At 63.6% G+C, this 23,634-nt stretch carries 25 protein-coding genes; 17 read left to right on the top strand and 8 right to left on the bottom strand.

The features are described 5' to 3' along the window. Window position 1 precedes the first annotated feature (1 nt). Genes AC1RJY_RS22160 through AC1RJY_RS22145 form a run of 4 tightly spaced genes read right to left on the bottom strand, consistent with a single transcriptional unit; the run spans window position 2 to window position 3,181 of the window. The gene (locus tag AC1RJY_RS22160; protein ID WP_498603544.1) at window positions 2–148 is read right to left on the bottom strand and encodes a hypothetical protein; all 147 of its coding nucleotides are present in this window, start codon (window positions 146–148) and stop codon (window positions 2–4) included. Window positions 149–174: 26 nt separating this feature from the next. Then, window positions 175–1,200 carry an aminoglycoside phosphotransferase family protein gene (locus tag AC1RJY_RS22155; protein ID WP_143711629.1) on the bottom strand — a complete coding sequence of 342 codons (1,026 nt, stop codon included), beginning with the start codon at window positions 1,198–1,200 and terminating at the stop codon, window positions 175–177. A gap of 34 nt (window positions 1,201–1,234) precedes the next feature. After that, window positions 1,235–1,963 carry a VIT1/CCC1 transporter family protein gene (locus tag AC1RJY_RS22150; RefSeq protein WP_498603543.1) on the bottom strand — a complete coding sequence of 243 codons (729 nt, stop codon included), beginning with the start codon at window positions 1,961–1,963 and terminating at the stop codon, window positions 1,235–1,237. 51 nt (window positions 1,964–2,014) lie between these two features. After that, window positions 2,015–3,181, bottom strand: coding sequence for a ferritin-like domain-containing protein (locus tag AC1RJY_RS22145; protein ID WP_011774269.1), 1,167 nt, complete (start codon window positions 3,179–3,181; stop codon window positions 2,015–2,017). A gap of 30 nt (window positions 3,182–3,211) precedes the next feature. Here AC1RJY_RS22145 and rimP point away from each other — a divergent pair, with 30 nt between their 5' ends. Further along, complete coding sequence (gene rimP / locus AC1RJY_RS22140) at window positions 3,212–3,823, top strand: ribosome maturation factor RimP (RefSeq protein ID WP_011774270.1); 612 nt, start codon at window positions 3,212–3,214, stop codon at window positions 3,821–3,823. Further along, a complete protein-coding gene (gene nusA, locus AC1RJY_RS22135) occupies window positions 3,823–4,803 on the top strand; it encodes a transcription termination factor NusA (protein ID WP_011774271.1) in 981 nt (326 codons plus the stop codon). Before rimP ends, nusA begins: the two co-directional genes overlap by 1 nt. A gap of 100 nt (window positions 4,804–4,903) precedes the next feature. On the opposite strand, the gene AC1RJY_RS22130 is transcribed toward nusA, so the two are convergent. After that, entirely contained in the window at window positions 4,904–5,167 is a 264-nt protein-coding gene (locus AC1RJY_RS22130; protein ID WP_286140395.1) for a hypothetical protein, read from the bottom strand. On the opposite strand from AC1RJY_RS22130, the gene AC1RJY_RS22125 reads away from it, so the two are divergent. From AC1RJY_RS22125 to AC1RJY_RS22110, 4 genes are all read left to right on the top strand, one after another. Beyond that, window positions 5,087–5,341 (top strand): YlxR family protein, encoded by a 255-nt coding sequence (locus AC1RJY_RS22125; protein ID WP_238324636.1) that lies wholly within the window; start codon window positions 5,087–5,089, stop codon window positions 5,339–5,341. The genes AC1RJY_RS22130 and AC1RJY_RS22125 overlap by 81 nt on opposite strands. A gap of 152 nt (window positions 5,342–5,493) precedes the next feature. Continuing rightward, window positions 5,494–8,370 carry a translation initiation factor IF-2 gene (gene infB / locus AC1RJY_RS22120; protein ID WP_011774273.1) on the top strand — a complete coding sequence of 959 codons (2,877 nt, stop codon included), beginning with the start codon at window positions 5,494–5,496 and terminating at the stop codon, window positions 8,368–8,370. Window positions 8,371–8,447: 77 nt separating this feature from the next. Continuing rightward, complete coding sequence (gene rbfA / locus AC1RJY_RS22115; protein ID WP_011774274.1) at window positions 8,448–8,951, top strand: 30S ribosome-binding factor RbfA; 504 nt, start codon at window positions 8,448–8,450, stop codon at window positions 8,949–8,951. Window positions 8,952–9,039: 88 nt separating this feature from the next. After that, window positions 9,040–9,522 carry a nucleoside deaminase gene (locus tag AC1RJY_RS22110; RefSeq protein ID WP_011774275.1) on the top strand — a complete coding sequence of 161 codons (483 nt, stop codon included), beginning with the start codon at window positions 9,040–9,042 and terminating at the stop codon, window positions 9,520–9,522. 13 nt (window positions 9,523–9,535) lie between these two features. Here AC1RJY_RS22110 and AC1RJY_RS22105 read toward each other — a convergent pair whose 3' ends face one another. Then, the gene (locus tag AC1RJY_RS22105) at window positions 9,536–10,690 is read right to left on the bottom strand and encodes a pyridoxal phosphate-dependent aminotransferase (protein WP_498603539.1); all 1,155 of its coding nucleotides are present in this window, start codon (window positions 10,688–10,690) and stop codon (window positions 9,536–9,538) included. A gap of 34 nt (window positions 10,691–10,724) precedes the next feature. Here AC1RJY_RS22105 and truB point away from each other — a divergent pair, with 34 nt between their 5' ends. The 8 genes from truB (at window position 10,725) to AC1RJY_RS22065 (ending at window position 18,441) form a co-directional block, all read left to right on the top strand. Next, window positions 10,725–11,660, top strand: coding sequence for a tRNA pseudouridine(55) synthase TruB (gene truB / locus AC1RJY_RS22100; protein ID WP_498603537.1), 936 nt, complete (start codon window positions 10,725–10,727; stop codon window positions 11,658–11,660). Window positions 11,661–11,662: 2 nt separating this feature from the next. Further along, window positions 11,663–12,016, top strand: coding sequence for a hypothetical protein (locus tag AC1RJY_RS22095; protein WP_011774278.1), 354 nt, complete (start codon window positions 11,663–11,665; stop codon window positions 12,014–12,016). Between the two features lie 20 nt (window positions 12,017–12,036). After that, the gene (locus tag AC1RJY_RS22090) at window positions 12,037–12,471 is read left to right on the top strand and encodes a hypothetical protein (protein WP_498603535.1); all 435 of its coding nucleotides are present in this window, start codon (window positions 12,037–12,039) and stop codon (window positions 12,469–12,471) included. An 89-nt stretch (window positions 12,472–12,560) separates the two neighbouring features. Continuing rightward, window positions 12,561–13,544 (top strand): bifunctional riboflavin kinase/FAD synthetase, encoded by a 984-nt coding sequence (locus tag AC1RJY_RS22085; RefSeq protein WP_011774280.1) that lies wholly within the window; start codon window positions 12,561–12,563, stop codon window positions 13,542–13,544. Window positions 13,545–13,703: 159 nt separating this feature from the next. Beyond that, window positions 13,704–13,973: a 30S ribosomal protein S15 gene (gene rpsO / locus AC1RJY_RS22080; protein ID WP_011774281.1), complete on the top strand. Its 270-nt coding sequence runs from the start codon at window positions 13,704–13,706 to the stop codon at window positions 13,971–13,973. A gap of 240 nt (window positions 13,974–14,213) precedes the next feature. Next, entirely contained in the window at window positions 14,214–16,466 is a 2,253-nt protein-coding gene (locus AC1RJY_RS22075; RefSeq protein ID WP_498603533.1) for a polyribonucleotide nucleotidyltransferase, read from the top strand. An 81-nt stretch (window positions 16,467–16,547) separates the two neighbouring features. Further along, the gene (locus tag AC1RJY_RS22070; RefSeq protein ID WP_014921277.1) at window positions 16,548–17,891 is read left to right on the top strand and encodes a M16 family metallopeptidase; all 1,344 of its coding nucleotides are present in this window, start codon (window positions 16,548–16,550) and stop codon (window positions 17,889–17,891) included. 88 nt (window positions 17,892–17,979) lie between these two features. Next, window positions 17,980–18,441, top strand: a complete 462-nt coding sequence (locus AC1RJY_RS22065) for a DUF1579 family protein (protein ID WP_011774284.1) — start codon at window positions 17,980–17,982, stop codon at window positions 18,439–18,441. A 31-nt stretch (window positions 18,442–18,472) separates the two neighbouring features. Here AC1RJY_RS22065 and AC1RJY_RS22060 read toward each other — a convergent pair whose 3' ends face one another. Beyond that, entirely contained in the window at window positions 18,473–18,739 is a 267-nt protein-coding gene (locus AC1RJY_RS22060; protein WP_011774285.1) for a MoaD/ThiS family protein, read from the bottom strand. 4 nt (window positions 18,740–18,743) lie between these two features. Continuing rightward, window positions 18,744–19,883, bottom strand: a complete 1,140-nt coding sequence (moaA, locus tag AC1RJY_RS22055; protein ID WP_498603531.1) for a GTP 3',8-cyclase MoaA — start codon at window positions 19,881–19,883, stop codon at window positions 18,744–18,746. A gap of 150 nt (window positions 19,884–20,033) precedes the next feature. Here moaA and AC1RJY_RS22050 point away from each other — a divergent pair, with 150 nt between their 5' ends. Genes AC1RJY_RS22050 through AC1RJY_RS22040 form a run of 3 tightly spaced genes read left to right on the top strand, consistent with a single transcriptional unit; the run spans window position 20,034 to window position 23,618 of the window. Next, a complete protein-coding gene (locus AC1RJY_RS22050; RefSeq protein WP_210064260.1) occupies window positions 20,034–20,801 on the top strand; it encodes a response regulator transcription factor in 768 nt (255 codons plus the stop codon). Next, window positions 20,788–22,041, top strand: a complete 1,254-nt coding sequence (locus tag AC1RJY_RS22045; protein ID WP_498603529.1) for a sensor histidine kinase — start codon at window positions 20,788–20,790, stop codon at window positions 22,039–22,041. The genes AC1RJY_RS22050 and AC1RJY_RS22045 overlap by 14 nt, the downstream gene beginning before the upstream one ends. Then, window positions 22,038–23,618, top strand: coding sequence for a molybdopterin-dependent oxidoreductase (locus tag AC1RJY_RS22040; RefSeq protein ID WP_498603527.1), 1,581 nt, complete (start codon window positions 22,038–22,040; stop codon window positions 23,616–23,618). The genes AC1RJY_RS22045 and AC1RJY_RS22040 overlap by 4 nt, the downstream gene beginning before the upstream one ends. Window positions 23,619–23,634: the final 16 nt, after the last annotated feature.

The raw sequence follows: 23,634 nt of genomic DNA, 5'->3' as shown, positions 1-23,634 counted from the left end.
TTTAGATAAAGCTGCCGCTGGCATTGGCCATGGTCCTCAAACCACGGACGACGGCGTGGGGCACCACCGCGCTCGACGCCGGGTTGCCGGGGGAAGCCTCGTTCGTCACCCGGATGTCGAACCCGCGGAGGCTTGTTTCCGCCACCACTTCAAAGCCACCGTCAGGACCATGAGCTACTGAACCGCTTCGCCGGGCTCGGGGAGTTCGTGCGCCCGCGGCAGGGCATCGAGGGTGCTGCCGGCCAACGTGCTGGCTACCCACAGGGAACGGGCAAGGTCACCACCGTGTCCGGGTTTTGCGGCGTACCACAAAGCGTTCTGCACCTCACGGGCGACGCTCCATTGCCGCGCGACCTCAGGATCCAGTCCTGCGGCGAGGCTGAAGTCATGGCACCGCTCGCGCAAGGCCGCTTCCGGGTCCGTCCGCGAGAGGTCGTGGATGCGGTTCCACAGGATGGGTGCTACGGCGAACTCGGCCTCGCCAATCTGTGGTTGCGGATCAATGGCCAGGTAGTCCCCGCGGAGGGACAGCCGTCCGGCGGCGGTGGTAGCGAGAATGTTCATGAAGTGGAGGTCCGTGTGCACCAGGACATCGGTGCCGGAACGGCGTCCCACCACTCCACGCGTCTGGCAGACCTCCAAAGCTGCCTCCAGAAGCCACCTCGGGAAGGGCCGGTCCAAACGTTCCCATTCTGCAGGGAGTTCATCGCTCCACCGTTCGGCGGTGGCAGCAATATGGTCGAAAGCCCGCCACTCCGGGCGGTCGTCAGGCTGGATTGAGAGTTCGCGCATGATGGCGCCCCACACGTCCCTGGCCTCGTCCAGCGGAGCGTCCTGCAGCCACCGGGAAGCATCCAGGCGTTCGAGCACCATGGAGCACCTTGCGTCGTCTGAGGCGAGAAGACGGACCGCGCCCCGGCCGTCCCAAAGGGCCAGGGCGTGGCCCTCCACCAACGCTTCGTCGTGGGGAAAAGCGATCTTCAGGGCCGCGGGAACGCCGTTCTGAAGAACAGGCACCACCAAGGCTCCATGGCCATTCCAAGGCTCGGCGCCTGGCGCAAGGTCCACCGTGAGCTGCCAGCGGTCCAGTGCCTCAGAGATGAGCCCCGGGAGGCTGGCCAGCCAGTCCCTGCCCGCGGAGTCGCGGTTGTACCGGGCGTGGAGGTCGCCCGGAATGGGAATCATCGCGTGAAGGGTCACGCCAACAGCCTAACTCCGCGTCACCGCGTGCCCCTTAGAAAACGCCGCTTGCGCCCAATAGGGTTCCGATCGAGAAGGTTGCGGCCAGCGCCAGTGCCCCGCCCAAGACCACCCGGGCTGCCGCGCGGAAGCGGGAGGCGCCGCCGATCCATGCGCCTACCGCACCGGTGATCGCCAGGGCCAGCAGGACTGCGACGAACGTCAGCGGCACCCGCAGCTCCGGCGGAGGCAGCAGGATGGCCAGCATGGGCAGCGCCGCCCCCAAGGTGAAGGCGACAGCGGAAGCCAAGGCTGCGTTCCAAGGGCTGACGATGTCGTCTTCATGGATATTCAGCTCGGCCGAGAGGTGGGCGGCCAAGGCATCGTGTTCGGTCAGCTCCTGTGCAACGGTCCGGGCGGTCTCGGCGCTGAGCCCTCTCGACTCGTAGATCGCGGCCAACTCGTTGAGTTCATCTTCCGGTTGCTCCGCCAGCTCACGTTTTTCTTTTTCGATCAGCGCTTTTTGGGTGTCGCTTTGGCTGCTGACGGACACGTACTCACCCAAAGCCATGGAGATAGCGCCACCCACCAGGCCAGCGGTTCCTGCAGCGAGGATACTGCCCGTGCTCGTGGTAGCGCCCGCCACGCCCACCACGATCGCCGCGACGGACACGATGCCGTCGTTGGCACCCAGGACTCCGGCCCGCAACCAGTTCAACCGGTGGGCAAGATCGTCGCGGTGGGGTTCGTTCTCATGCATGGTGGCAGTTTCTGTGGAAGCCATGCATCAAGCCAAGCACTGGCAGGCGGCCCTGACCAGCATGGCTAGGCTCGCCTATCCGCCGGTGGAAGCGGGTGCGGTGGTGGGCGTCGGCAGCGAAGGCAACTCGCCGGCGTCGAGCATGAGTCCCGGCAACGCAGGCAGGGGCGCGCCCCAGGCTGCGCTCCTGCGGGCAGCAGTCAGAAGACCGTCAACTGCCCAGCTCCGAGTCTCATCCGTGGACAAAGCAACCAGGTCACCGAATCGAGGCAGGGATGCAAGTTCCACGGAGCCCAGGAAAGCGGCCGGGTCCTTGGCGAACTGTTCCGGCAGCCGGTAACCGGCCTCGCTGGCGGGCGAGTCCGCGCAGTTGGCGCTGGTCAGTGATTCTGCCTGCTGGAGCAATGCCTCGTGCACTGGCAAGTACTTGGCAGCAGCCGCCGAGTTCGGCTCGTCCAGGCGCTTCAGGGCCACCTGGTACACGTAGATCGCTTCTTGTTGCGAGCGAACCACCGCTGCCAGGGCGGTGTCGGTGGTGGCGGACGTCGACTCCGGGGTGGGGCTGACCGACGGGCAGGAGGCGGCCAAAGGCGTTGCCGCCAGAGCCTTGGCGTCCGCCGCCGCTGTCTGCTGTGGCTGTGGCAGCTGCCACTCCGCGGCCAACCGTTCAGCCTCAAGCAGCTGAGCGGATCCGACGGCGGCAAGCATGCGGGCGATCCCGCCGTCGGCCTTTCGGGCATCGTCCAGTCGCTCCTGCCCACTGCCGGCCAAGCCGGTCAGGAAGGAGGCGCGGCTGGTTTCCGTCGCTGCTGCCCCGGTCTTGGCAGCCGTGGCCCGGCCGGACGATCTTGGGCTGGGCGTTGCATCATTCGGGCCAAGCAACGCCTGTGCATGGGTTGTCAGCAAAGTCACAGCGTTATCGAGTGTCGATTTTTCGGCATCAGGAGCGGCAGCCTCTGCCTGCATGGCGGCTGATTCGCGCAGCTGCAGCGTGTCTTCCAACGCCGAGGCGCGGGCTGTTTCGGAGAACGGGACTATCGGGGGAGTGCCGGAATCCCGCGGAATAAGCACCATTCCGGTGCCCGCAACAAGCAGTGCCACCACGGCAACCAGCAAAACCCGGCCCCAGGGTGGTGTTCGTCGTTTTTCGCTTGTCCGCCCGTTCACAACAGACCATGGTGTCACGTGGAGGGGGAAGTCCGTGCACCATGTTCCCGGGAAAATCGTTAGGCTAGTAGTCACAACAACATCTATCGGGAGGCGGCGGGCAACGTGAGTGACTCGGAAGCCACGACTTCAACAGACCGTTCTGAATCGAACTCAACGGCCACCATCCACAACCCGGAAGAGAGCAGGCTTAAGGCACTGCTTGAACCGGCTGTCCTTGCCAGCAGGCTCTACCTCGAGGATGTTTCCATCCACGTTGCCGGTTCTCACCGCACGGTCCACGTCGTCGTGGACCTTCCGCAGGAAGAGACCGGGGGCGTCAGCCTTGACGCTATCGCGGACGTCTCACGTGGGCTGTCCGATATTCTGGACAACGATCCCCATGACGACGGCCGTCCGTACGACCTTGAGGTTTCTTCCCCGGGAGTAAGCCGCCCACTGACCGAACCGCGTCACTGGCACCGCGCCCGCGGCCGCATGGTCAGGGTCAACGTCATTCAAGGGGATAACCTCCTGGGCCGTATTGCCTCGGTGGGGGATGATGCCGTGACGCTCATCCCCGAGCACGAGGTCAAGAAGGGCATGAAGCCCAAGCAGGGCGAACCCATCACTATTCCTTTCGACAGGATCCGCCAAGGAAAAGTCGAGATTGAATTCAGCCACCTCCACGAGGCTGCGCTGGAAGACGAGCACAACGGACCTTCCGAGGAGGCCTAATGGATATTGACATGAGCGCACTGAGACTCCTGGAGCGTGAGCGTGAAATCCCGCTGGATCTCCTGATTCCCACCATCGAGCAAGCGCTGCTGGTGGCGTATCACAAGACGCCCGGGGCCTTCGAGAAGGCCCGCGCGGAACTGGATCGCAAGAGCGGCCACGTGACCATCTGGGCCACGGAAATCGACGACGACGGTGAGCCCATCGGCGAGTTCGAGGACACCCCGGCAGGTTTTGGCCGCATCGCTGCCAGTACGGCCCGCCAGATCATTCTGCAGCGCCTTCGCGACGTTGAAGACGACAACGTGCTGGGCGAATTCAAGGGCCGTGAGGGCGAGCTTGTGGCCGGCATGATCCAGCAGGGCAACAACCCGCACATGATTCAGGTCAACCTTGGGGCTGTGGAGGCATTGCTGCCGCCGCCCGAGCAGGTTCCGGGCGAGAAGTACCTCCACGGAAGCCGCTTGCGTGCCTTCGTGGTGGACGTACACCGCGGTGCCAAGGGCCCGTCCATCACGTTGTCCCGTTCGCACCCCGGCCTGGTCCGCAAGTTGTTCGAAATGGAAGTTCCGGAAATCGCGGACCACTCGGTAGAGATCGTGGCGCTGGCGCGCGAAGCGGGTCACCGCACCAAGATCGCCGTCAAGGCAAACACTCCCGGCGTCAATGCCAAGGGTGCCTGCATCGGTGAAATGGGTTCGCGTGTCCGGGCGGTCATGACCGAACTCAACGATGAAAAGATCGACATCGTCGATTTCAGCGATGACCCCGCGACCTTCATCGCCAACTCGCTGTCGCCGTCGCGAGTGAATTCCGTCACTATCACCGACGAATCCACCCGCTCGGCCCGCGTGGTTGTGCCTGACTACCAGCTTTCGTTGGCCATCGGCAAAGAAGGCCAGAATGCGCGGCTCGCAGCCAAGCTGACCGGCTGGCGCATTGATATCGTCTCGGACGCCGCCCCCGCCAAGACTGACTAGCGCTTCAGCCGGCGGCCTGTGCCGCCGGTTCCGCGCCGCACTGGCGCGTACCTGGTTTCGGGAGACCGGGGCCGGGGGGCTAGACTAGATGGAACCGGGCTTACGTCCGGTATCCGCGCGCTTTGGCGTGCCTCAGCTGCATCCGCAGGACCGGGGCCCGTCGGGTGCCAGTAGCGTAAGGCAGGTTGGACACGTCGTGGCTGAACTGCTTGAACACGGCCATGGGCCTGTTCGCACCTGCATCGGATGCCGGAAGCAAGGCTCCCGGTCCGAGCTTGTCCGGTTGGTCGCCCAAGGCAGCGGTTCGTCCGCTGTCCTGGTGGATGAACGACGCCGGATGGCCGGCAGGGGTGCGTGGCTGCACCCCAGCGAAAAGTGCTTGGCATTGGCGATCAAGCGGCGAGCTTTTGGAAGGGCCCTTGCGGGTGCTTCCGATACAGGCGCCGTGGAACGATACTTGATGCCCGGCACGCCACTTGTGGAGGCCCAGGCCGCCGCAGGAAAACCGTCCAAACCTGAAAGCGGGTCAGAAAACTGATGGAAACCCGATGAGTTCCCAGCGATGAGTGCGTAACGATGACAACTTTGTTGCGCTCTGCAATGGGCCTTTCAATCGCGCAAGCGGCGAAGGCCCGCAGTAAGAAGTAGACGGTTCGTGCCTGGCTCGGTGCGGACCGAGACAGGAGAAATGTGGCCAAGGTCCGCGTACATGAGCTCGCCAAAGAGCTCGGTATTACTTCCAAAGATGCAGTAACCAAACTGCAGGAATTGGGCGAATTCGTTCGCTCCGCCTCTTCAACCATTGAGGCCCCCGTCGTGAAGAAGCTTCGCGACGCCTACCCGGGTGCCGGCGCTGCCAAGGCTGCCGCTCCCGCTGCAGCCCCCAAAGCTCCCGCAGCATCCCGTCCGGCTGCTCCGGCACCGGGACCTGCAGCGCCGAAGGCCCCGGCCCCGGCACCTGCAGCCCCCGCTCCGGCAGCTCCGGCCGCCGCTGCTCCGGCCGCCGCTGCTCCGGCAGCACCCGCCCCGGCAGCCCCCGCGGCTCCTGCCGCGTCCACCCCGGTTTCGGCCAAGCCCGGCGCCCGTCCTGCTCCCAAGGCAGAGACCCCGGCTCCGGCACGTCAAGGTGGTCAGGCTCCCCGTCCCGGCGGTCCGCGTCCGGGCAACAACCCGTTTGCCACGTCCCAGGGCATGCCCCGTGGACGTGGTGGCGACGGAGACCGTCCGCCGCGTCCGGGTAACAACCCGTTTGCACCGTCCCAGGGCATGCCCCGAGGCGAACGCCGCAACGACGGCGAACGCCCCGGCGGTCCCCGCCCTGCAGCTGGCGCAGGCGGCCCCCGTCCCGCAGCCGGTACCGGTGGTCCCCGTCCGGGCGCACCGCGTCCCGGTGCACCCCGTCCGGGCGCACCGCGTCCCGCCGGTGGTCCCGGTGCCGGAAACCGTCCTACTCCGGGCATGATGCCCAACCGCACTGAGCGTCCGGCTCCCGGTGGCGCAGGCCGTCCGGGTGGCGCAGGCCGTCCCGGTGGCGGACCCGGTCGTCCCGGTGGCGCACCTGGTGCAGGTACCGGTGGCGGAGCTCCCGCCGGCGGTGGCTTCGGTAAGGGTGGCCGCGGTCGCGGTGGCACCCAGGGTGCCTTCGGCAAGGGCGGCGCCGGTCGTGGCAAGCAGCGCAAGTCGAAGCGTGCAAAGCGCCAGGAACTGGAGCAGATGAGTGCTCCGTCGCTGGGCGGCGTATCGGTACCCCGCGGTGACGGTGAGACCATCATCCGCCTGCGTCGTGGCTCGTCCATCACGGACTTTGCCGAGAAGATCGATGCGAACCCCGCATCGCTGGTGACCGTACTGTTCCACCTCGGTGAAATGGCTACGGCAACGCAGTCCCTCGACGAAGACACCTTCGGCCTGCTTGGCGCCGAACTCGGCTACAAGCTCCAGGTTGTTTCGCCGGAGGATGAAGAGCGCGAGCTCCTCGACCAGTTCGACATCAACATCCAGGACGAACTTGACGCCGAAGGCGACGACGTTCTCGAGGCCCGAGCACCGGTTGTCACGGTCATGGGTCACGTTGACCACGGTAAGACCCGTCTGCTGGACGCGATCCGCAACTCGAACGTTGTGGCCGGCGAGCATGGTGGTATCACCCAGCACATCGGTGCCTACCAGATCAGCCACGTCCACGAGGGCAAGGCCCGCGACATCACCTTCATTGACACCCCCGGTCACGAGGCCTTCACGGCCATGCGTGCACGTGGTGCCAAGGTCACAGATATCGCGATCCTGGTTGTTGCAGCCGACGACGGCGTTATGCCGCAGACGGTGGAAGCACTCAACCACGCCCAGGCAGCCAATGTGCCGATCGTCGTCGCAGTGAACAAGATCGACAAGGAAGGCGCCAACCCTGACAAGGTCAAGGGACAGCTGACCGAGTACGGACTGGTTCCCGAAGAGTACGGTGGCGACACCATGTTCGTTGAGGTCTCTGCACGCCAGAACCTCAACATCGACGAACTGATCGACGCCGTTCTGCTGACGGCCGATGCCGCACTGGATCTGCGCGCCAACCCGGACAAGGACGCTCGAGGCATTGCCATCGAAGCGAACCTGGACAAGGGCCGCGGTGCTGTTGCTACCGTCCTGGTCCAGTCCGGAACCTTGGCAGTGGGCGACACGATCGTGGCCGGTACGGCTCACGGCCGCGTCCGCGCCATGTTCGACGAAAACGGCGAGGCACTCGATGTCGCACTGCCGTCCCGCCCGGTTCAGGTCCTCGGCCTGTCCAACGTGCCGCGTGCAGGTGACACCTTCCTGGTGACACCTGACGAGCGTACGGCCCGCCAGATCGCTGAGAAGCGTGAAGCTGCCGACCGCAACGCTGCACTTGCCAAGCGTCGCAAGCGCATCAGCCTGGAAGACTTCGACCAGGCCGTTGCCGAAGGCAAGATCGACACCCTCAACCTCATCCTCAAGGGTGACGTGTCCGGTGCCGTGGAAGCCCTCGAAGACGCGCTGCTCAAGATCGACGTCGGAGACGACGACGTTCAGCTTCGTGTCATCCACCGCGGTGTGGGTGCCATCACGCAGAACGACGTCAACCTCGCCACGGTGGACAACGCCATCATCATCGGCTTCAACGTCAAGCCGGCCGAGCGTGTTGCCGAACTGGCCGACCGTGAAGGCGTGGACATGCGCTTCTACTCGGTCATCTACGCAGCAATCGATGACATCGAGATGGCTCTCAAGGGCATGCTCAAGCCGGAATACGAAGAAGTCCAGCTCGGTACCGCCGAGGTTCGCGAAGTCTTCCGTTCTTCCAAGTTCGGAAACATCGCCGGCTCGATCGTCCGCACGGGCATCATCCGCCGTAACTCCAAGGCACGTGTCAGCCGCGACGGCAAGGTCATCGGTGACAACCTCACCGTTGAGACGCTCAAGCGCTTCAAGGATGACGCCACCGAAGTCCGCACGGACTTCGAGTGTGGTATCGGTCTTGGCTCCTTCAATGACATCAATGAAGGCGACATCATCGAGACCTTCGAAATGCGCGAAAAGCCGCGCAGCTAGGTTCCGTTTGGAACGGGTCCGTCGGGTAGCCCCGGCGGACCCGTTCCGTCCCCTTTTCTACTTTCCAGGAGGAAGTCATGGCTGATCCCGCACGCGCCGCCAAGTTGGCACAGAGGATAAAGGTGGTTGTTGCCGAAGCGCTCGGACGTCGCGTCAAGGATCCGCGCGTGGAGTCCATCACGGTCACGGACGCCCGCGTCACCAACGACCTTCAGCACGCCACCATCTACTACACCGTCTTTGGTGACGACGTAGCACAGGCCGATGCCGCCAGGGCACTGGAGAAGGCAAAGGGTGTGCTGCGGCAGGAAGTCGGCCGCAACATCACTGTTCGTCTCACTCCGACCCTCGAGTTTGTGGCTGACCAGATTCCGGTCAATGCATCCAACCTTGAAGAGCTCCTGCGTGAAGCCAAGCGCCGCGACGCAGAGGTAGCCGCTTTGGCTGCCAGCGCCAAGCACGCAGGCGAGGCAGACCCCTACAAGGGCGATTCCCCGGAGGACATCGACGAGGACGACTTCGACGAAGAGGACACCGACCTCTCCGGCGATAACGATCTGGACGAAGACGCCAACCGGTAGACCACTCTTTGAGTTTTTCTACAGCTGATGCCCTTAAGAAGCCTTCTTAGGGGCATCAGCTGTATTAAAACTCGCTATGATCTGGAGCATGTCGGCGCACAGTGCTCAGCAACGCGATGAATACCTGAACCTTGCCATCCAGCTGGCCGTGCACAACGTTTCCGACGGCGGCGGCCCTTTCGGCGCCGTTGTGGTCACCGCGGACGGAACTGTCCATGAGGGAGTCAACCGGGTTACTCGGGACCACGACCCCACAGCACATGCGGAAGTGGTGGCGATTCGTCGTGCCGCAGCCGCAAGCAAAAGGTTCGACCTCACGGGTTCCGTCCTTTATGCAAGCTGCGAGCCGTGCCCGCTGTGCCTATCCGCCACGCTCTGGGCCAGGATCGGGCACGTCTACTTCGCTGCAGACCGACACGGTGCGGCCAAGGCAGGCTTCGACGACGCTGTGTTCTACGAGTACTTTGCCGGCACCCGGCCGGAGTTGCTGCCCGTGGAGCATGCCGAGCTGGCCGCTTCCAATGAACCCTTCGACGCCTGGCGGAACCACGCGCGCCGCACGGCCTACTGAAGATCCGCGAAAACTAGACCTTGGCTGGGAGGCGGCTGACGCCGTCGAGCAGGTCCTGCTGCCCGCCGCACAGGGCAATCCTGATCCAGCCCTCGCCGATCGAACCGAACGCCGTACCCGGAGCGAAGGACACGCCGGACTCTGCCAGGAACGCCCGCACCCAGGACCTGACATCCCCGCCGCTCACATGCGAGACGTCGGCCCACAGGTAGAACGCCCCCTGGGCGCCCAGGAACGGAATTCCCTTCTTCGCCAAAACAGCTGAGGCTGCATCCCGGTTACTCCGGTAGTGGTCGCGAGCCTGGGAAACATAGTCCTGGGGTCCTGTCAGCGCGGCCAAGGCGGCGTACTGCGAAGGAGACGCGACGCAGGACACGATTGACTCCATCACGTTGTTCATCTTCGGCTCCAACCCGGGCGGGCAGATCAACGCTCCAATCCGAAGGCCAGTTAGCCCGTAGGTCTTGGACAGCGTCAGGGAAGTGAAGACCCGGGCTTCTCCGGGGATGTCGCTGTCGAAGCGCGCGGGACTGACATGGGGGACATCGAAAGTGAAGGCTTCATAACATTCGTCAGAGATGATCCAAAGGTCATGGCGGACGGCAAGCTCCACCAGTTGGCGCGTGGATTCTTCGGTGAAAACGGCGCCCAAGGGATTGGACGGGGAGTTCAACATGAGGACCCGGGTGCTTGGCGTGACGAGCGCCTCGATGTCCTCAACGCGCGGCTGGAAGTCGTTCTGCGGGTATAGCGGATACGGCACCGGAACGGCGTGCAGTAACCGGCTGGTCATGGCGAAGGTGGGGTAGCCGGGGTTGGGGATGAGAATCTCATCGCCGGGGGAGAGAAGGAGGCTCATGGCGAAGTGCAGTCCCTGTTGGGCGCCGTCCACTACGTACACGCGATCCGCGCCGATATCCACGTTTTGCTGTTCCCGGAAGCGGGCGGCAAAGGCTTCACGGAGGGCGGGGATCCCGGCGTTGGGTGTGTAGTTGGTCTCATCCCGATCCAGGCAGTCAATACCGGCGTCGAGGATGTGCCGGGGTAAGGCAAAGCCCGGCTCCCCGATGCTGAGGACGATTGCTTCGGGGGTGCACCACGCAGCTTCGGTGATCTCACGGATCTGGTTCACAGGGACGTCGCGGACATGCGCGGCAAGGTCAGGCATGGGAGCCATCCTAGCCACCCATATACTGGTAAGCGTGCTTTCTGGACTGGTAATCGTTGACAAACCGCAGGGATGGACCAGCCATGATGTGGTTGGCCGGATGCGGCGGCTGGCCGGCACCCGGAAAGTAGGCCATGCGGGCACGCTTGATCCCATGGCAACCGGCGTTCTGGTGCTCGGCATCAACAAGGCCACGCGCCTGCTGACCTACATTGTGGGCACGTCCAAGACGTACACCGCCACTATCAGGCTGGGCGAAACCACCATCACCGACGACGCCGAGGGCGAGGTCACGGAGGCCCGCACCGCAGCGGACATTACTGATGACGCCGTTGCCGTTGGTGTTGCCGCGCTCACCGGGCCCATCCAGCAGGTTCCCAGCAGCGTGAGCGCCATCAAGGTCAATGGCGAACGCTCCTACGCCCGTGTCCGCTCGGGCGAAGAGGTTAAGCTCGCGGCTCGCCCGGTCACCATCCACCGCTTCGATGTCCACTCCATCACGAAGATCGACGGCGGCAGGGTAGTTGACGTCGACGTCACCGTTGAGTGTTCTTCCGGCACGTACATCAGGGCGTTGGCCCGGGACCTCGGCAACGCTTTGGGCGTCGGTGGGCACCTCACAGCCCTACGCAGAACCCAAGTTGGCCCGTACTCCCTCGATCAAGCGCGCACGCTGGAGGAGTTGGCAGAAGAGCTCGAGGTTTTGGAGATGTCCTTGGCAGCACGCTCGCTGATGCCCAACCGGGAGTTGAGCGAGGAAGAAACCACCGAGATATCTTTTGGCCGCCGCATCGCTGCCGGACCAGGAGCAGGAACGCCGGACGCTGCCACGGCTGAAAAGCCTGCCGCCGCGTTCGCGCCGTCGGGAGAGCTCGTGGCATTGCTGGCAGACACGGGCAGCTTCGCTAAACCCGTGCTGGTCTTTGCCCCTGGAACTGGAACTGGAACTGGAACAGGGCAGGCAAAATAGGCATGGACGGATACTTCTACGCCATCCTCATCGTTGGATTGGTGTCCACGATCATGTGCGTCGTGGCCGGTTTGATGAAGAAAGCCCCGAACGACCCCACCATCTTTTCCGTACTCGCCGTTGAGCTTGTGCTCGTGGTGTATCTGGTGGGCTCGATAGTCCGGGTTGCCATGGGCGAGCAGATGGCCGGTGAAGCTTGGGAGTTCTGGGGCTACCTCATCGTTGCCCTGATGATTCCGTTGGGGGCCGTCTATTGGGCCATTCTTGAACGAACCCGCTGGAGCAATTTTGTCCTCGCGGCAGTGGGCGTAACCGTGCTGGTGATGGCCGCGCGCATGAATCAGATCTGGTACTGACCTTGAAGGAAGAACGCAACGTGACTGGAACCGAGACCAACCCGGCCAACCGGCAGCCGAAGCAAAAGGACACACGGAACACAGGGCCAGGTCGCCTGCTGATCGCGGTCTACGCCGTGTTCGCGTTGTCGGCGACAGCTCGTGCCGGCTACCAGATCGCCACCAAGTTCGCCGAAGCTCCCTTGGCGCATATCCTGTCGGCGTTCGCCGCCGTCGTCTATATTGTGGCCACTGTCTCGCTTGCCAAGCCGGGCCGGACTTGGTTCAAGGTTTCCCTGGCGGCTGTGCTCACTGAACTTGTGGGTGTGCTGGTGGTAGGAGCGATCAGCCTCTTTGATCCGGTCGCTTTCCCGCACGACACCGTGTGGTCCCTGTTCGGCCGCGGTTACGGGTTTGTTCCGCTTGTCCTGCCGATCCTGGGTCTCTTGTGGCTCAACAAGCGGCGGCCGTCCTGAGTCAAACACCCTAGCGGGTAACCTTAGATTGTTCCGGCGCCGGGAGGTTGCCGGGCGCAATGAACATCTGCAGTAAAAAGGCGAGGTTGATGGTCCACATCTGGAACGATCCCACTGAAGTCCCCAAGGACTTCGGACCTACTGTCGTTACCATCGGGAACTTTGACGGCGTCCATCGTGGCCACCAGCACGTTCTGTCGCAGCTGACCGATACGGCCAAGAGGCACAACATCCCGTCGGTCGCCGTGACATTCGATCCCCACCCCGCCCAAGTGCACAGGCCGGATTCTGCTCCGGAGCTGATCATGGGGCTTCAGGACAAACTGGAGGCCCTTGGCGATACCGGGGTGGATGCCGTACTGGTGATGAAGTACACCCTTGAACTTGCTGCCATGACGCCCCTGGAGTTTGTCCGGGAGGTCCTGCTTGAGGGTCTCCACGCCGCACACCTCGTGGTGGGACACGACCTCCGCTTTGGTGCCGGCAATGCCGGCGACGTTGTCACCATGCAGGAACTGGGAGATCAGCTCGGTTTTGGGGTTCAGGTTGTCAATGAATACGGCGCGGGGGGCTTCCCGGTCCACCACGACGGCGATACCGACCGGCGCTGTTCCTCCACCTGGGTGAGGGAGGCCTTGTCCGAAGGCGACGTCGTTACTGCTGCCGCGGTGTTGGGCCGGCCCCACCGCATGCGCGGGGAAGTGGTGCACGGAGCTGCCCGCGGACGGGATCTCGGTTTCCCTACGGCTAACCTTTCCCACGATTCCACCGGTTACGTGCCAGCGGACGGCATCTATGCGGGGTGGCTGATCGACCAGGCCGGCACGCGGTGGCCAGCCGCAATCTCCGTTGGTTCCAACCCCACGTTCGACGGCGTGAGCCGGCAGGTTGAGGCACACGTGATCGACCGTCCCGAAGAGAACGTGGAAGACTTCAACCTCTACGGGCAGACAGTTGCCGTGGAATTTACGCAGCGTCTGCGGGGCATGGTGGCCTATCGGGGACCGGAAGCCTTGGTGGAACAAATGTGCCTGGACGTAGCCCAGGCACACGAGCTGCTGACCCGGCACTAGGGGCATTTCGACAACACTGCTGACGTGCCGGTAAACTGATGAGTGGATCCGGCTGCAGTCCGTGGCGGCTGGACCTGTTTTTGTGTGCGGCAACGTACCAAGGACAACCCGTCAGCGAGGCGCTGCACCGGGAGGCACGGCACAACTCTAGGAGTTCACGTGGCACTTGACGCCGCTGTAAAGCAGTCCATCATCAAGGAATACGCAACCACTGAAGGCGACACCGGTTCGCCCGAGGTTCAGGTTGCAGTCCTGACTCAGCGGATCAAGGATCTGACTGAGCACATGAAGGAGCACAAGCACGACTTCCACACCCAGCGCGGTCTGCTGGCCATGGTTGGTCGTCGCAAGCGCATGCTTTCCTACCTGAAGAACACTGACATCGCCCGCTACCGTGCGCTCATCGAGCGTCTCGGCCTGCGCCGCTAGTTTGCCTTTAGGGGCGGCCCGCTCCGTTTCGGAACGGGCCGCCTTCTTCACCAACAACTAAAAACAGGAATCAACCGCATCGCGCATTCGCGGTCCTCGGTAGTGATTCCCGGGAAACCATCTGTGACGATGATGCCCGTGGATCTCGATCGATGACCGGGTGTCGTACAGGCCAGGAAAAAAGAAGAGGCCTGGGTTGATGCGGCGGACTTCCGCTAACAGAAACGGAGGTGACTCTCTATGGAGGGTCCCGAAATCCAGTTCTCAGAAGCCATTATCGACAACGGACGTTTCGGCAAGCGAGTCATTCGCTTCGAAACCGGCCGCCTTGCCAAGCAGGCAGCCGGCGCGTCGATGGTCTACATCGACGACGACACCGCACTGCTCTCGGCAACCACCGCTGGCAAGCAGCCGCGCGAAGGTTTCGACTTCTTCCCGCTGACGGTTGATGTTGAAGAGCGTATGTACGCTGCCGGCCGTATCCCGGGTTCGTTCTTCCGCCGCGAAGGCCGTCCCTCCACGGAAGCCATCCTGGCTTGCCGCCTCATGGACCGCCCGCTGCGCCCCGCCTTCGTGAAGGGCCTGCGCAACGAGGTCCAGATCGTGGTGACCGTTCTGGCCATCAACCCGGATGAGCTCTACGACGTCGTCGCCATCAACGCGTCCTCGATGTCCACGCAGCTTTCCGGCCTCCCGTTCTCCGGCCCGATCGGTGGCGTCCGCGTCGCCCTCATCGCCGACGAACAGGGTTCGCAGTGGGTCGCTTTCCCCAAGCACTCCCAGCTTGAGAACGCCGTGTTCAACATGGTTGTTGCCGGCCGCATCGCCGGTGACGACGTCGCCATCATGATGGTGGAAGCCGAAGCCACGGACAACTCCTGGAACCTCATCAAGGAACAGGGCGCAACCGCTCCTACCGAAGAGGTTGTTTCCGAGGGCCTCGAGGCTGCAAAGCCGTTCATCAAGGCACTTTGTGAAGCACAGGCAGACCTGGCAGCCCGCGCTGCCAAGCCCACGGTTGAGTTCCCGGTATTCCTGGACTACCAGGACGACGTCTACGCCGCTGTTGAAGCCGCTGCTGCCGACAAGCTGGCCGCTGTCTTCCAGATCGCTGACAAGCAGGACCGCGACAACGCCTCCGACGAGCTCAAGGACGAGGTCCTTGGTGCCCTTGCCGGCCAGTTTGAGGGCCGCGAGAAGGAACTGTCCGCAGCTTTCCGCTCGGTCACCAAGCACGTTGTGCGCCAGCGCATCCTCAAGGACCAGGTCCGCATCGACGGCCGTGGCCTGACGGACATCCGCCAGCTGACCGCCGAGGTAGAGGTTCTGCCCCGCGTACACGGTTCGGCAATCTTCGAGCGCGGCGAAACCCAGATCATGGGCGTCACCACGCTGAACATGCTGAAGATGGAGCAGCAGATCGACTCGTTGTCACCGGTAACGCGCAAGCGCTACATGCACAACTACAACTTCCCGCCGTACTCCACCGGTGAAACCGGCCGCGTCGGTTCCCCGAAGCGCCGCGAAATCGGCCACGGTGCCCTTGCTGAGCGCGCCCTGGTGCCGGTTCTACCCACCCGTGAAGAGTTCCCGTACGCCATCCGCCAGGTATCCGAGGCCCTCGGTTCCAACGGTTCGACGTCCATGGGTTCCGTCTGTGCTTCGACGCTCTCCATGCTTAACGCCGGTGTGCCGCTGAAGGCCGCTGTTGCCGGTATCGCCATGGGCCTGGTTTCCGACCAGGTTGACGGCCAGACCCGCTACGCAGCCCTGACCGACATCCTCGGCGCCGAAGACGCATTCGGTGACATGGACTTCAAGGTGGCAGGTACCTCCGAGTTCGTTACGGCCATCCAGCTGGACACCAAGCTCGACGGCATCCCCGCTTCCGTGCTGGCAGCAGCACTGAAGCAGGCCCGCGAAGCCCGCCTCCACATCCTCGAGGTCATCAACGCAGCGATCGACACCCCGGACGAGCTCTCCGAGTTCGCGCCGCGCGTTATCGCTGTCAAGATCCCCGTGGACAAGATCGGCGAGGTCATCGGCCCCAAGGGCAAGATGATCAACCAGATCCAGGAAGACACGGGCGCGGACATCTCCATCGAAGATGACGGCACTGTCTACATCGGCGCCACCAACGGTCCGTCTGCCGACGCAGCACGCTCCGCCATCAACGCCATCGCCAACCCGCAGGTACCGGAAATCGGTGAGCGTTACCTGGGTACGGTCGTCAAGACCACTACCTTCGGCGCTTTCGTTTCCCTCACCCCGGGCAAGGACGGCCTGCTGCACATCTCAGAGCTCCGCAAGCTGGCCAATGGCAAGCGCGTGGACAACGTTGATGACGTCGTCTCCGTGGGCCAGAAGGTTCAGGTCGAGATCACCAAGATCGATGACCGCGGAAAGCTTTCCCTCTCCCCGGTTGTTGCCGAGGAAGAAGGAGCAGCCTCCGAGGACGCTCCTGCCGAGGCCGCTGAAGAGTCCGCAGAGTAGTCTGTAAGCAGTACACCCGGCAGGGCCGGTGGGCTTGAAAAAGCGCCACCGGCCCTTCCGGCCTTAACCCGAAAGGCCTTGATGACTGTTGTACCCTTGCCGTTGGAGCAGACCCTTCCCGGCGGCGAATTGATCCATGGTGCAGAGGGCGGTTCCGTCGTAAGGCGCTCCGTCCTTCCCGGGGGCGTGCGCGTCCTGACCGAGGCCATGCCCGGTCAGCGTTCGGCCACCATAGGGTTTTGGGTGGCAGTGGGTTCGCGCGACGAAGCGGACGGCCAGCACGGTTCCACACACTTCCTTGAGCACCTGCTGTTCAAGGGCACCAAGCGGCGCACAGCCTTGGAGATCGCCTCCGCTTTTGACGAGGTGGGCGGCGAGTCCAATGCGGCTACGGCCAAGGAAAGCACCTGCTACTTCGCCCGCGTCCTGGACACCGACCTTCCCATGGCCATCGATGTCATTGCCGACATGATCACCGGGGCTGTCCTCGATCCTGCTGAACTGGAGCAGGAGCGCGATGTCATCCTTGAGGAAATCGCCATGGACAGCGATGACCCCACAGACGTTGCCCACGAGAAATTCGTAGCGGCCGTCCTCGGCCACCACCCGTTGGCACGCCCCATTGGGGGAACCCCGGATGCCATCAAGGCTGTGGCGAGGGATTCTGTCTGGGCGCACTACCAGCGCTACTACCGCCCCGAGGAACTGGTCATCACCGCGGCCGGCGGCCTGGATCACGACGTCGTCTGTGAACTCGTTCTGGATGCTTTGAAGGCCGCAGGATGGCAGCTCAACGCCGATGCCGCGCCCGTGAATCGTCGTGGGACTGACCGGGCCGTCATCACGGGCACGTCGGGACTGCACGTAGTAAAGCGTCCCGTGGAGCAAGCAAACATCATCATGGGTTGCCCCACGATCGTTGCAACGGATGACCGCCGGTTTGTCATGAGCGTGCTCAACGCCGTCCTGGGTGGTGGCATGTCATCCCGCCTGTTCCAGGAGATTCGTGAGAAGCGCGGCTTGGTGTACTCCACGTACTCGTTCACGGCAGCGTATGCAGACGCCGGATACTTCGGGATGTACGCCGGCTGCACGCCGTCCAAGGTTCGCCAAGTGTTGGAACTTCTGGGCCTTGAGCTGGACAAGCTCGCCAAGGAAGGCATCACGGACGAAGAGCTCCGGAAAGCAGTAGGGCAGCTCAGCGGCGGGATTGTCCTCGCGCTTGAGGACACCGGCTCGCGGATGTCGCGGCTTGGCCGGGCGGAACTGGTGTCAGGAGAATTCCAGGACATTGACGAGACCTTGGCCCGTATCAAGGCCGTCACGGTGGAGGATGTTCAGGAGCTCGCCCGCGAACTCGCAGCGGCGCCCCGCACCATCACCGTTGTTGGTCCATTCGAGGAAACCGAGACCTTCGGCCTGTAGCTTCCTGTCCCGAATCTCTGGACTCCCGCACTGTAAACAGGGCAGCATGATCACACGATGATGCTGCCCTGACTACATTGGAGTCCTGATGGATCTGCCCCCAAGCGGCCATGCTGCGGAGATGCTGCGGGATTTCCTCGGTCATTGGCGGGGCATCACGGAGATCGCTGCGTCACCGTGGGGAACTGCACGGACAGCTGAGGCCGAGGCGGTGTTTACCAAGGCTGCGGGCGGCTACGCGGTGGTCCAGAGCTACAGGCACCGCGAAACCGACGGCACGCATTTCGAAGGTCATGGCATGTTCACTGTTGACCGGGACCACGGCGATACGCTGTGGTACTACGTGGACAGCATGGGCCGGCCGCCGGCGAGCCCGGTCCGTGGGACATGGAACGCAGGCACGTTGACCCTGGACCGGCGGACAGCCGACGGCGTGGCCCGGCACACGTTCCGCGTTGACGATGGCGTCCTGGTGCACACCGCAGACTTGAAGCTTGAGGGATCTGCCGAGTTCAGCCCGTTGTTGAAGAGCGTGTTCCGGAAGGTCTGAACCCCGAGCAGTCCTAGCCCCCTGCGCGGTCCTAGCCTCCGGCGAACGGCGGCAAAACGTCGATGACGTCTTCGCTTCCCAAGGGAGCCGTACGGTCCCGGACGGCCACCTCATTGCGGAGGAAACTGCTGCGCGCCACGATCCTGGCGAGCGGCGGCGTGCCTTCGGGAGGCAGAGGGCGTTCGACGGCGAGGGCGGCTTCCAGCAGTTCCTCCAGGCTGGTGCCTTCCGGGAGGACGTGACGTTCTTCTTCCACCCCGGCGGCCGCGCGTGCGGCAGCGAAGTAACGGACAAGCAAGGGTTCAGCCTCCGATTGCGCTCATGCTGCGGTCCGGCTGGACGAAGTCCGCTGCGCCGAGACCGGTGTGGTCCATGCCGTGGGCTTTGGGCTTGACCCACATGGCGTCCTGCCACCGTGACGCCAATTCATCATCCGTGGCACCCTCACGGAGAATGCCCAACAGGTCGAATTCTTCGCGGGAGAAAAGGCAGCTCATGATCTTGCCCTCCGCGGTGATGCGAGTACGGCGGCAGTCGGAGCAGAACGGTTCAGTGACTGATGCGATGATGCCGACTGTGCCGAGGACCGGCCCTGTGGCGACGCCCGTTGCCGCATCCCGGCGTCGTACTTCAAAACGTTCGGCCGGGGCGCCGTCCCGCTCCCGGGGGTCGTTGTCCAGCACGAAGTCGCGGGAGAGCAGCTCACGAATCTCGGCGGCCGTGATCATGTTGCGCCGGGTCCATCCGTGGTCGGCATCCAGGGGCATTTGCTCGATGAAGCGGAGTTCGTAGCCGCGGCCCAGGGCCCAAGCCAAGAGGTCCGGCGATTCGGCGTCGTTGATGCCGCGCATCAGCACAGCATTCAGTTTCACGGGACCCAAGCCGGCTGCCCAGGCGGCATCTACGCCGGCCAGGACGCGGTCCAGGAAGGGGCGTCGCGTCAGTTTGGTAAACGTCTCCTCGTGGAGGGAATCGAGCGAGACGTTGATCCGGGTCAGGCCTGCAGCTTTCAGGGCTTGGGCCTTCTTATCCAGTCCCACGCCGTTGGTGGTCATGGAAATGGGGAGGTCCGGGTGGTCGCTCCGGATGCCGGCAATGATTTCCACCAAGTCGGCGCGGACCAGGGGCTCGCCGCCAGTCAGGCGGAGCTCACGTACGCCCAGGGCGTTGACGCCCACACGGACAATGCGGACGATTTCGTCTTTGGTCATCACGGCCTGTTTCGAGAGCCATTCCAAGCCCTCGGCAGGCATGCAGTACGTGCAGCGCAGATTGCATTTGTCCGTCAGGGACAGGCGCATGTCCGTTGCGCGCCGACCATAGCGGTCCCACAGCCCGGCGGGCGTGCCTGCGGGACGTGGGGGCGGAACTGCAACGCCGCTTTCCGTGCTGCCTGCCGCGCCGCCCGTAGGGGGCGCCGGCATGCCTAGCTGAACACTCATAAATTCAGGCTACGCCACCGCGGCTGGATCAGTGACACCCGTTACAGTCGCAGAGGCCTTTACCCACACAGTTCTTACGGATTCCATACACTTGTGCCCTTTGTGCCAGGATCGGGTGCCGGCCACCCCCAGCAAACCTATGCTGAAAGCGTGACCACAAATACGGCATCATCTGCACCAGGGAATCGTCGCATTCTTCTGGTAGAGGATGAACAGACCATTGCCGACGTTGTCCGCGACTACCTGCTGAAGGCCGGGTTCCAAGTGGACATGGCGGGGGACGGCTTCACCGCCCTCGAGCTGGCAGCCTCTCGTCAACCCGACCTTGTGATCCTGGACCGCATGCTGCCGGGACTGGACGGTGTGGAGGTCTGCCGCCGACTCCGCCAAACCATGAGCGTTCCCGTCATCATGGTCACGGCTCTGGGAACCGAAGACGACCGGATTCTGGGCTTGGAAATGGGAGCGGATGATTACGTCACCAAACCCTTCTCTCCGCGGGAGCTGGTCCTCCGGGTTAAATCGGTACTGCGCCGGAGCATCAAGGAATTCGCGCCGGAACCGCCTGTGGAGGCCGCAGGACTTGAACTGGATCCTGCCTCCCGGACAGTCACGCACGGCGGAGTTCCGCTGGCGCTGACGGTCCGTGAATTCGACCTCCTGGCTTTCATGATGCGAAGGCCCAACCAAGTTTTCAGCCGGGAAGAACTGATCAAGGCCGTCTGGGGCTGGGACTTCGGCGATCTGTCCACAGTCACGGTCCACGTCCGGCGCCTGCGGGAGAAAATCGAAGCCAACCCCACCAAACCCGAACTGCTCAAGACCGTATGGGGCGTCGGCTACCGCTTCGACAGCAAGCGATCCGATGGCGTCACTATGAACGTGCACGGCAAAGGGGGTGAGCATGGAAGGCAGTGAGCTGTGGGCCATCCTCGCGTGGGTCCTGTTCTGGGCCGTGCTCATCGGTGGCGGCACTTGGGTGCTTCTCCGGCTGCTTCGCCGGGCCTCGATACTCGCCCAGATCTGCCTGGTGGTGGTGGCCACCGTTGCCGTTCTGGTGGCGGGCATGGTCAGTGCCTTCACCGCGATGTTCATCTCCGCGAGGGACCTCGAAGTCATGTGGTACATCTTGGCCACTGCCTCGGCGGTTGCTGTTGCACTGTCCCTCATGCTTGGTGCCGGCGTCTCCCGGAACGCTGCCCACCTGGTGGACGCTGCCCGGCGCCTGGGGCGTGGCGAAACACTGGAACATACCGTGGCGGAGGGTCGGGGGAGCGCTCCCGCCATGACGTCCGAACTCGCCGAACTGGCCCAGGAACTTGAGGCCAGCAGCCGGAGCCTGGCCGAGTCCCGGCAACGCGAAGCCGCCATTGAGGCCGCCCGTCGCGAGCTGGTGTCGTGGATTTCGCATGACCTCCGAACACCCTTGGCCAGCATGCGCGCCATGACCGAAGCCCTTGAAGATGGCATGGCATCAGATGTTCAGGGCTATTACCGGAAGATCATCGGGCAAACCGAACAAATGACGGCCATGGTCAACGACCTCTTGGAACTATCCAAAATTCAGGCAGGCACCCTCCGCCTGCGTGCCGAGCCGCTGGACCTTTATGACCTCGTCAGCGATGCGCTCTCGGACTTGGCACCTTTGGCCGCGAAACGCGGAATCAGGCTCGACGGCGGCGGTGACCGGGAGTGCATGGCCGTCGCCGACGGACCAAGCCTGGCCCGGGCCGTGCGAAACATACTCCTCAACGCCATCATCTACAGCCCACCAGGCAGCGACGTCCACATTAGCGTCGGCCGGGATCGCGTGGGAGGTTCCGGCGGGAACGCCGTTATCGCTGTGGAGGATCAGTGCGGCGGCATCCCGGACGAGGACCTCCCGCACCTGTTCGAAACGGGCTGGCAGAAAGACCCCGCCCGCCGCACCACGGAAGAGATGCAAGGCCGCTACAGCGGTGCAGGCATCGGCCTCAGCATGGTGGCCGGCATCGTCAAGGCACATGGGGGATCGGTCACCGTGGACAACGTCGACGGCGGTTGCCGCTTTGCGTTGTCATTGCCGGCTGGGGCACCCCCACCGGAATCATCGATGTCATCAATGACTCCTACCCATCAAGTCATCGCAACTGACAACCGCCCTGGAGGCTCGTCATGAGTACGCTCGCACCCGATAGCACCCAGCAGCGTCGCATCATGGGCAAGCCCGTATTGTGGGCCGCTGCGGCCGGGGTAGCAGCCGGAGCCGCCGGGATCGCGGCGGGCGAACTGACAGCAGGCCTCCTGAGCCCGCTGGTATCGCCGGTCACAGCCCTTGGTGGCGCCGTGATCGACGCCGTGCCGCCGGGAGTCAAAGACCTGGCAGTCCAGTTGTTCGGCACCGCAGACAAAATCGTGCTGGTGGTGTGCATCGTGGTCGTCGCAGGAATTCTGGCAGCGCTCGCTGGTGTCCTGGAACGCCGCCGGACCGGCTGGGGCCTGGCACTCGCTGGACTGGCGGGCGCAGCAGGACTGACCGCCGTCGTGACCCGAGCCCAAGCGAGCCCCCAAGCGGCCCTTGCACCGATCGTTGCCGCCATTGTCACCATGCTGCTGCTGCGAACGCTCATACGTCGGCTCGCAACCTGGGCTCCGTCCGAAGAAACCCCCGGGCGCGAAAAGGCGCCATTGGCTCGGCGAAGCTTTCTGAACGCCTTGGCTGGAACCTCACTCGCCGCCGTCGTAGCCGGAACGGTGACCACTGTCCTCACCAGGGCCACAGCGGTGGCTTCCGGTTTCCGCGGCTCCATGACGCTCCCGGAACCCGCCACCCCGGCGCAAGCCATTCCTGCGGGTGCGTCCTTGCCGGTGGATGGCATCAGCCCTTTGGTCACCCCGAATGCGGATTTCTACAGGATCGACACCGCGTTGACCGTGCCGGCCATCGACCCCCCTGCCTGGACACTGAAGGTCACCGGAATGGTGGAACGCGAAGTTGAAATCGACTTCGCTACCCTCCTTGCCAAGCCCATGACAGAACGCCACATCACCATCGCCTGCGTGTCCAACAACGTAGGTGGCGACCTCATAGGCAATGCCCTCTGGCTGGGCTGGCCCGTGAGGGAACTCCTGGCAATGGCAGGACCCAAAGCCGGCGCAGACATGGTCCTCTCCACCAGTAACGACGGCTGGACGGCCAGCACTCCCTTGGAGGCCCTCACCGATGACCGTGACGCGCTCCTGGCCGTAGGCATGAACGGTGAACCCCTTCCGCTGGAACACGGATTCCCCGTACGGATGATCGTGCCGGGCCTCTACGGCTTTGTCTCCGCCACCAAATGGCTCACTGAACTGAAGGTCACACGTTTCACCGACGACACCGCGTACTGGACGCCCCGCGGCTGGAGCGATCACGGGCCCATCAAGACGCAATCGCGCATTGATGTACCCCGCAGCGGCCGGAGCGTCCAAGCAGGCAAGGTGCAGTTCGGCGGTGTGGCATGGGCCCAGCACAGGGGAATCAACCGCGTCGAGCTCCGCGTCAACCGCGGACCGTGGCAGCAGGCAGCGCTTGCCGGAGCCATCTCCACTGACACTTGGTATCAGTGGCAGTTGGGCATCGACCTCACGCCAGGAGACTACGAAGTGCAAGTCCGGGCCACCGATTCCAGCGGCGTTCCCCAGACCGAAGACAAGGCACCTGTAGCCCCCGACGGTGCCACCGGATATCACACCATCAACGTCAAGGTGGGCTGAGGCCCTAGTCTGGGTA

This window comes from Arthrobacter sp. GW822-FHT05G07 (genome assembly GCF_058799755.1).
Note: the sequence above shows the minus strand (reverse complement) of the source record. Positions and strands in the feature narration are given on the sequence as shown.

Coding starts and splice junctions, on each gene's coding strand:
- AC1RJY_RS22150 (WP_498603543.1), bottom strand. CDS start 1,963: ATGGCTTCCACAGAAACTGCCACCATGCATGAGAACGAACCCCACCGC.
- nusA (WP_011774271.1), top strand. CDS start 3,823: ATGGATATTGACATGAGCGCACTGAGACTCCTGGAGCGTGAGCGTGAA.
- rbfA (WP_011774274.1), top strand. CDS start 8,448: ATGGCTGATCCCGCACGCGCCGCCAAGTTGGCACAGAGGATAAAGGTG.
- AC1RJY_RS22110 (WP_011774275.1), top strand. CDS start 9,040: ATGTCGGCGCACAGTGCTCAGCAACGCGATGAATACCTGAACCTTGCC.
- AC1RJY_RS22105 (WP_498603539.1), bottom strand. CDS start 10,690: ATGCCTGACCTTGCCGCGCATGTCCGCGACGTCCCTGTGAACCAGATC.
- AC1RJY_RS22095 (WP_011774278.1), top strand. CDS start 11,663: ATGGACGGATACTTCTACGCCATCCTCATCGTTGGATTGGTGTCCACG.
- AC1RJY_RS22085 (WP_011774280.1), top strand. CDS start 12,561: ATGGTCCACATCTGGAACGATCCCACTGAAGTCCCCAAGGACTTCGGA.
- AC1RJY_RS22075 (WP_498603533.1), top strand. CDS start 14,214: ATGGAGGGTCCCGAAATCCAGTTCTCAGAAGCCATTATCGACAACGGA.
- AC1RJY_RS22070 (WP_014921277.1), top strand. CDS start 16,548: ATGACTGTTGTACCCTTGCCGTTGGAGCAGACCCTTCCCGGCGGCGAA.
- AC1RJY_RS22065 (WP_011774284.1), top strand. CDS start 17,980: ATGGATCTGCCCCCAAGCGGCCATGCTGCGGAGATGCTGCGGGATTTC.
- moaA (WP_498603531.1), bottom strand. CDS start 19,883: ATGAGTGTTCAGCTAGGCATGCCGGCGCCCCCTACGGGCGGCGCGGCA.
- AC1RJY_RS22045 (WP_498603529.1), top strand. CDS start 20,788: ATGGAAGGCAGTGAGCTGTGGGCCATCCTCGCGTGGGTCCTGTTCTGG.
- AC1RJY_RS22040 (WP_498603527.1), top strand. CDS start 22,038: ATGAGTACGCTCGCACCCGATAGCACCCAGCAGCGTCGCATCATGGGC.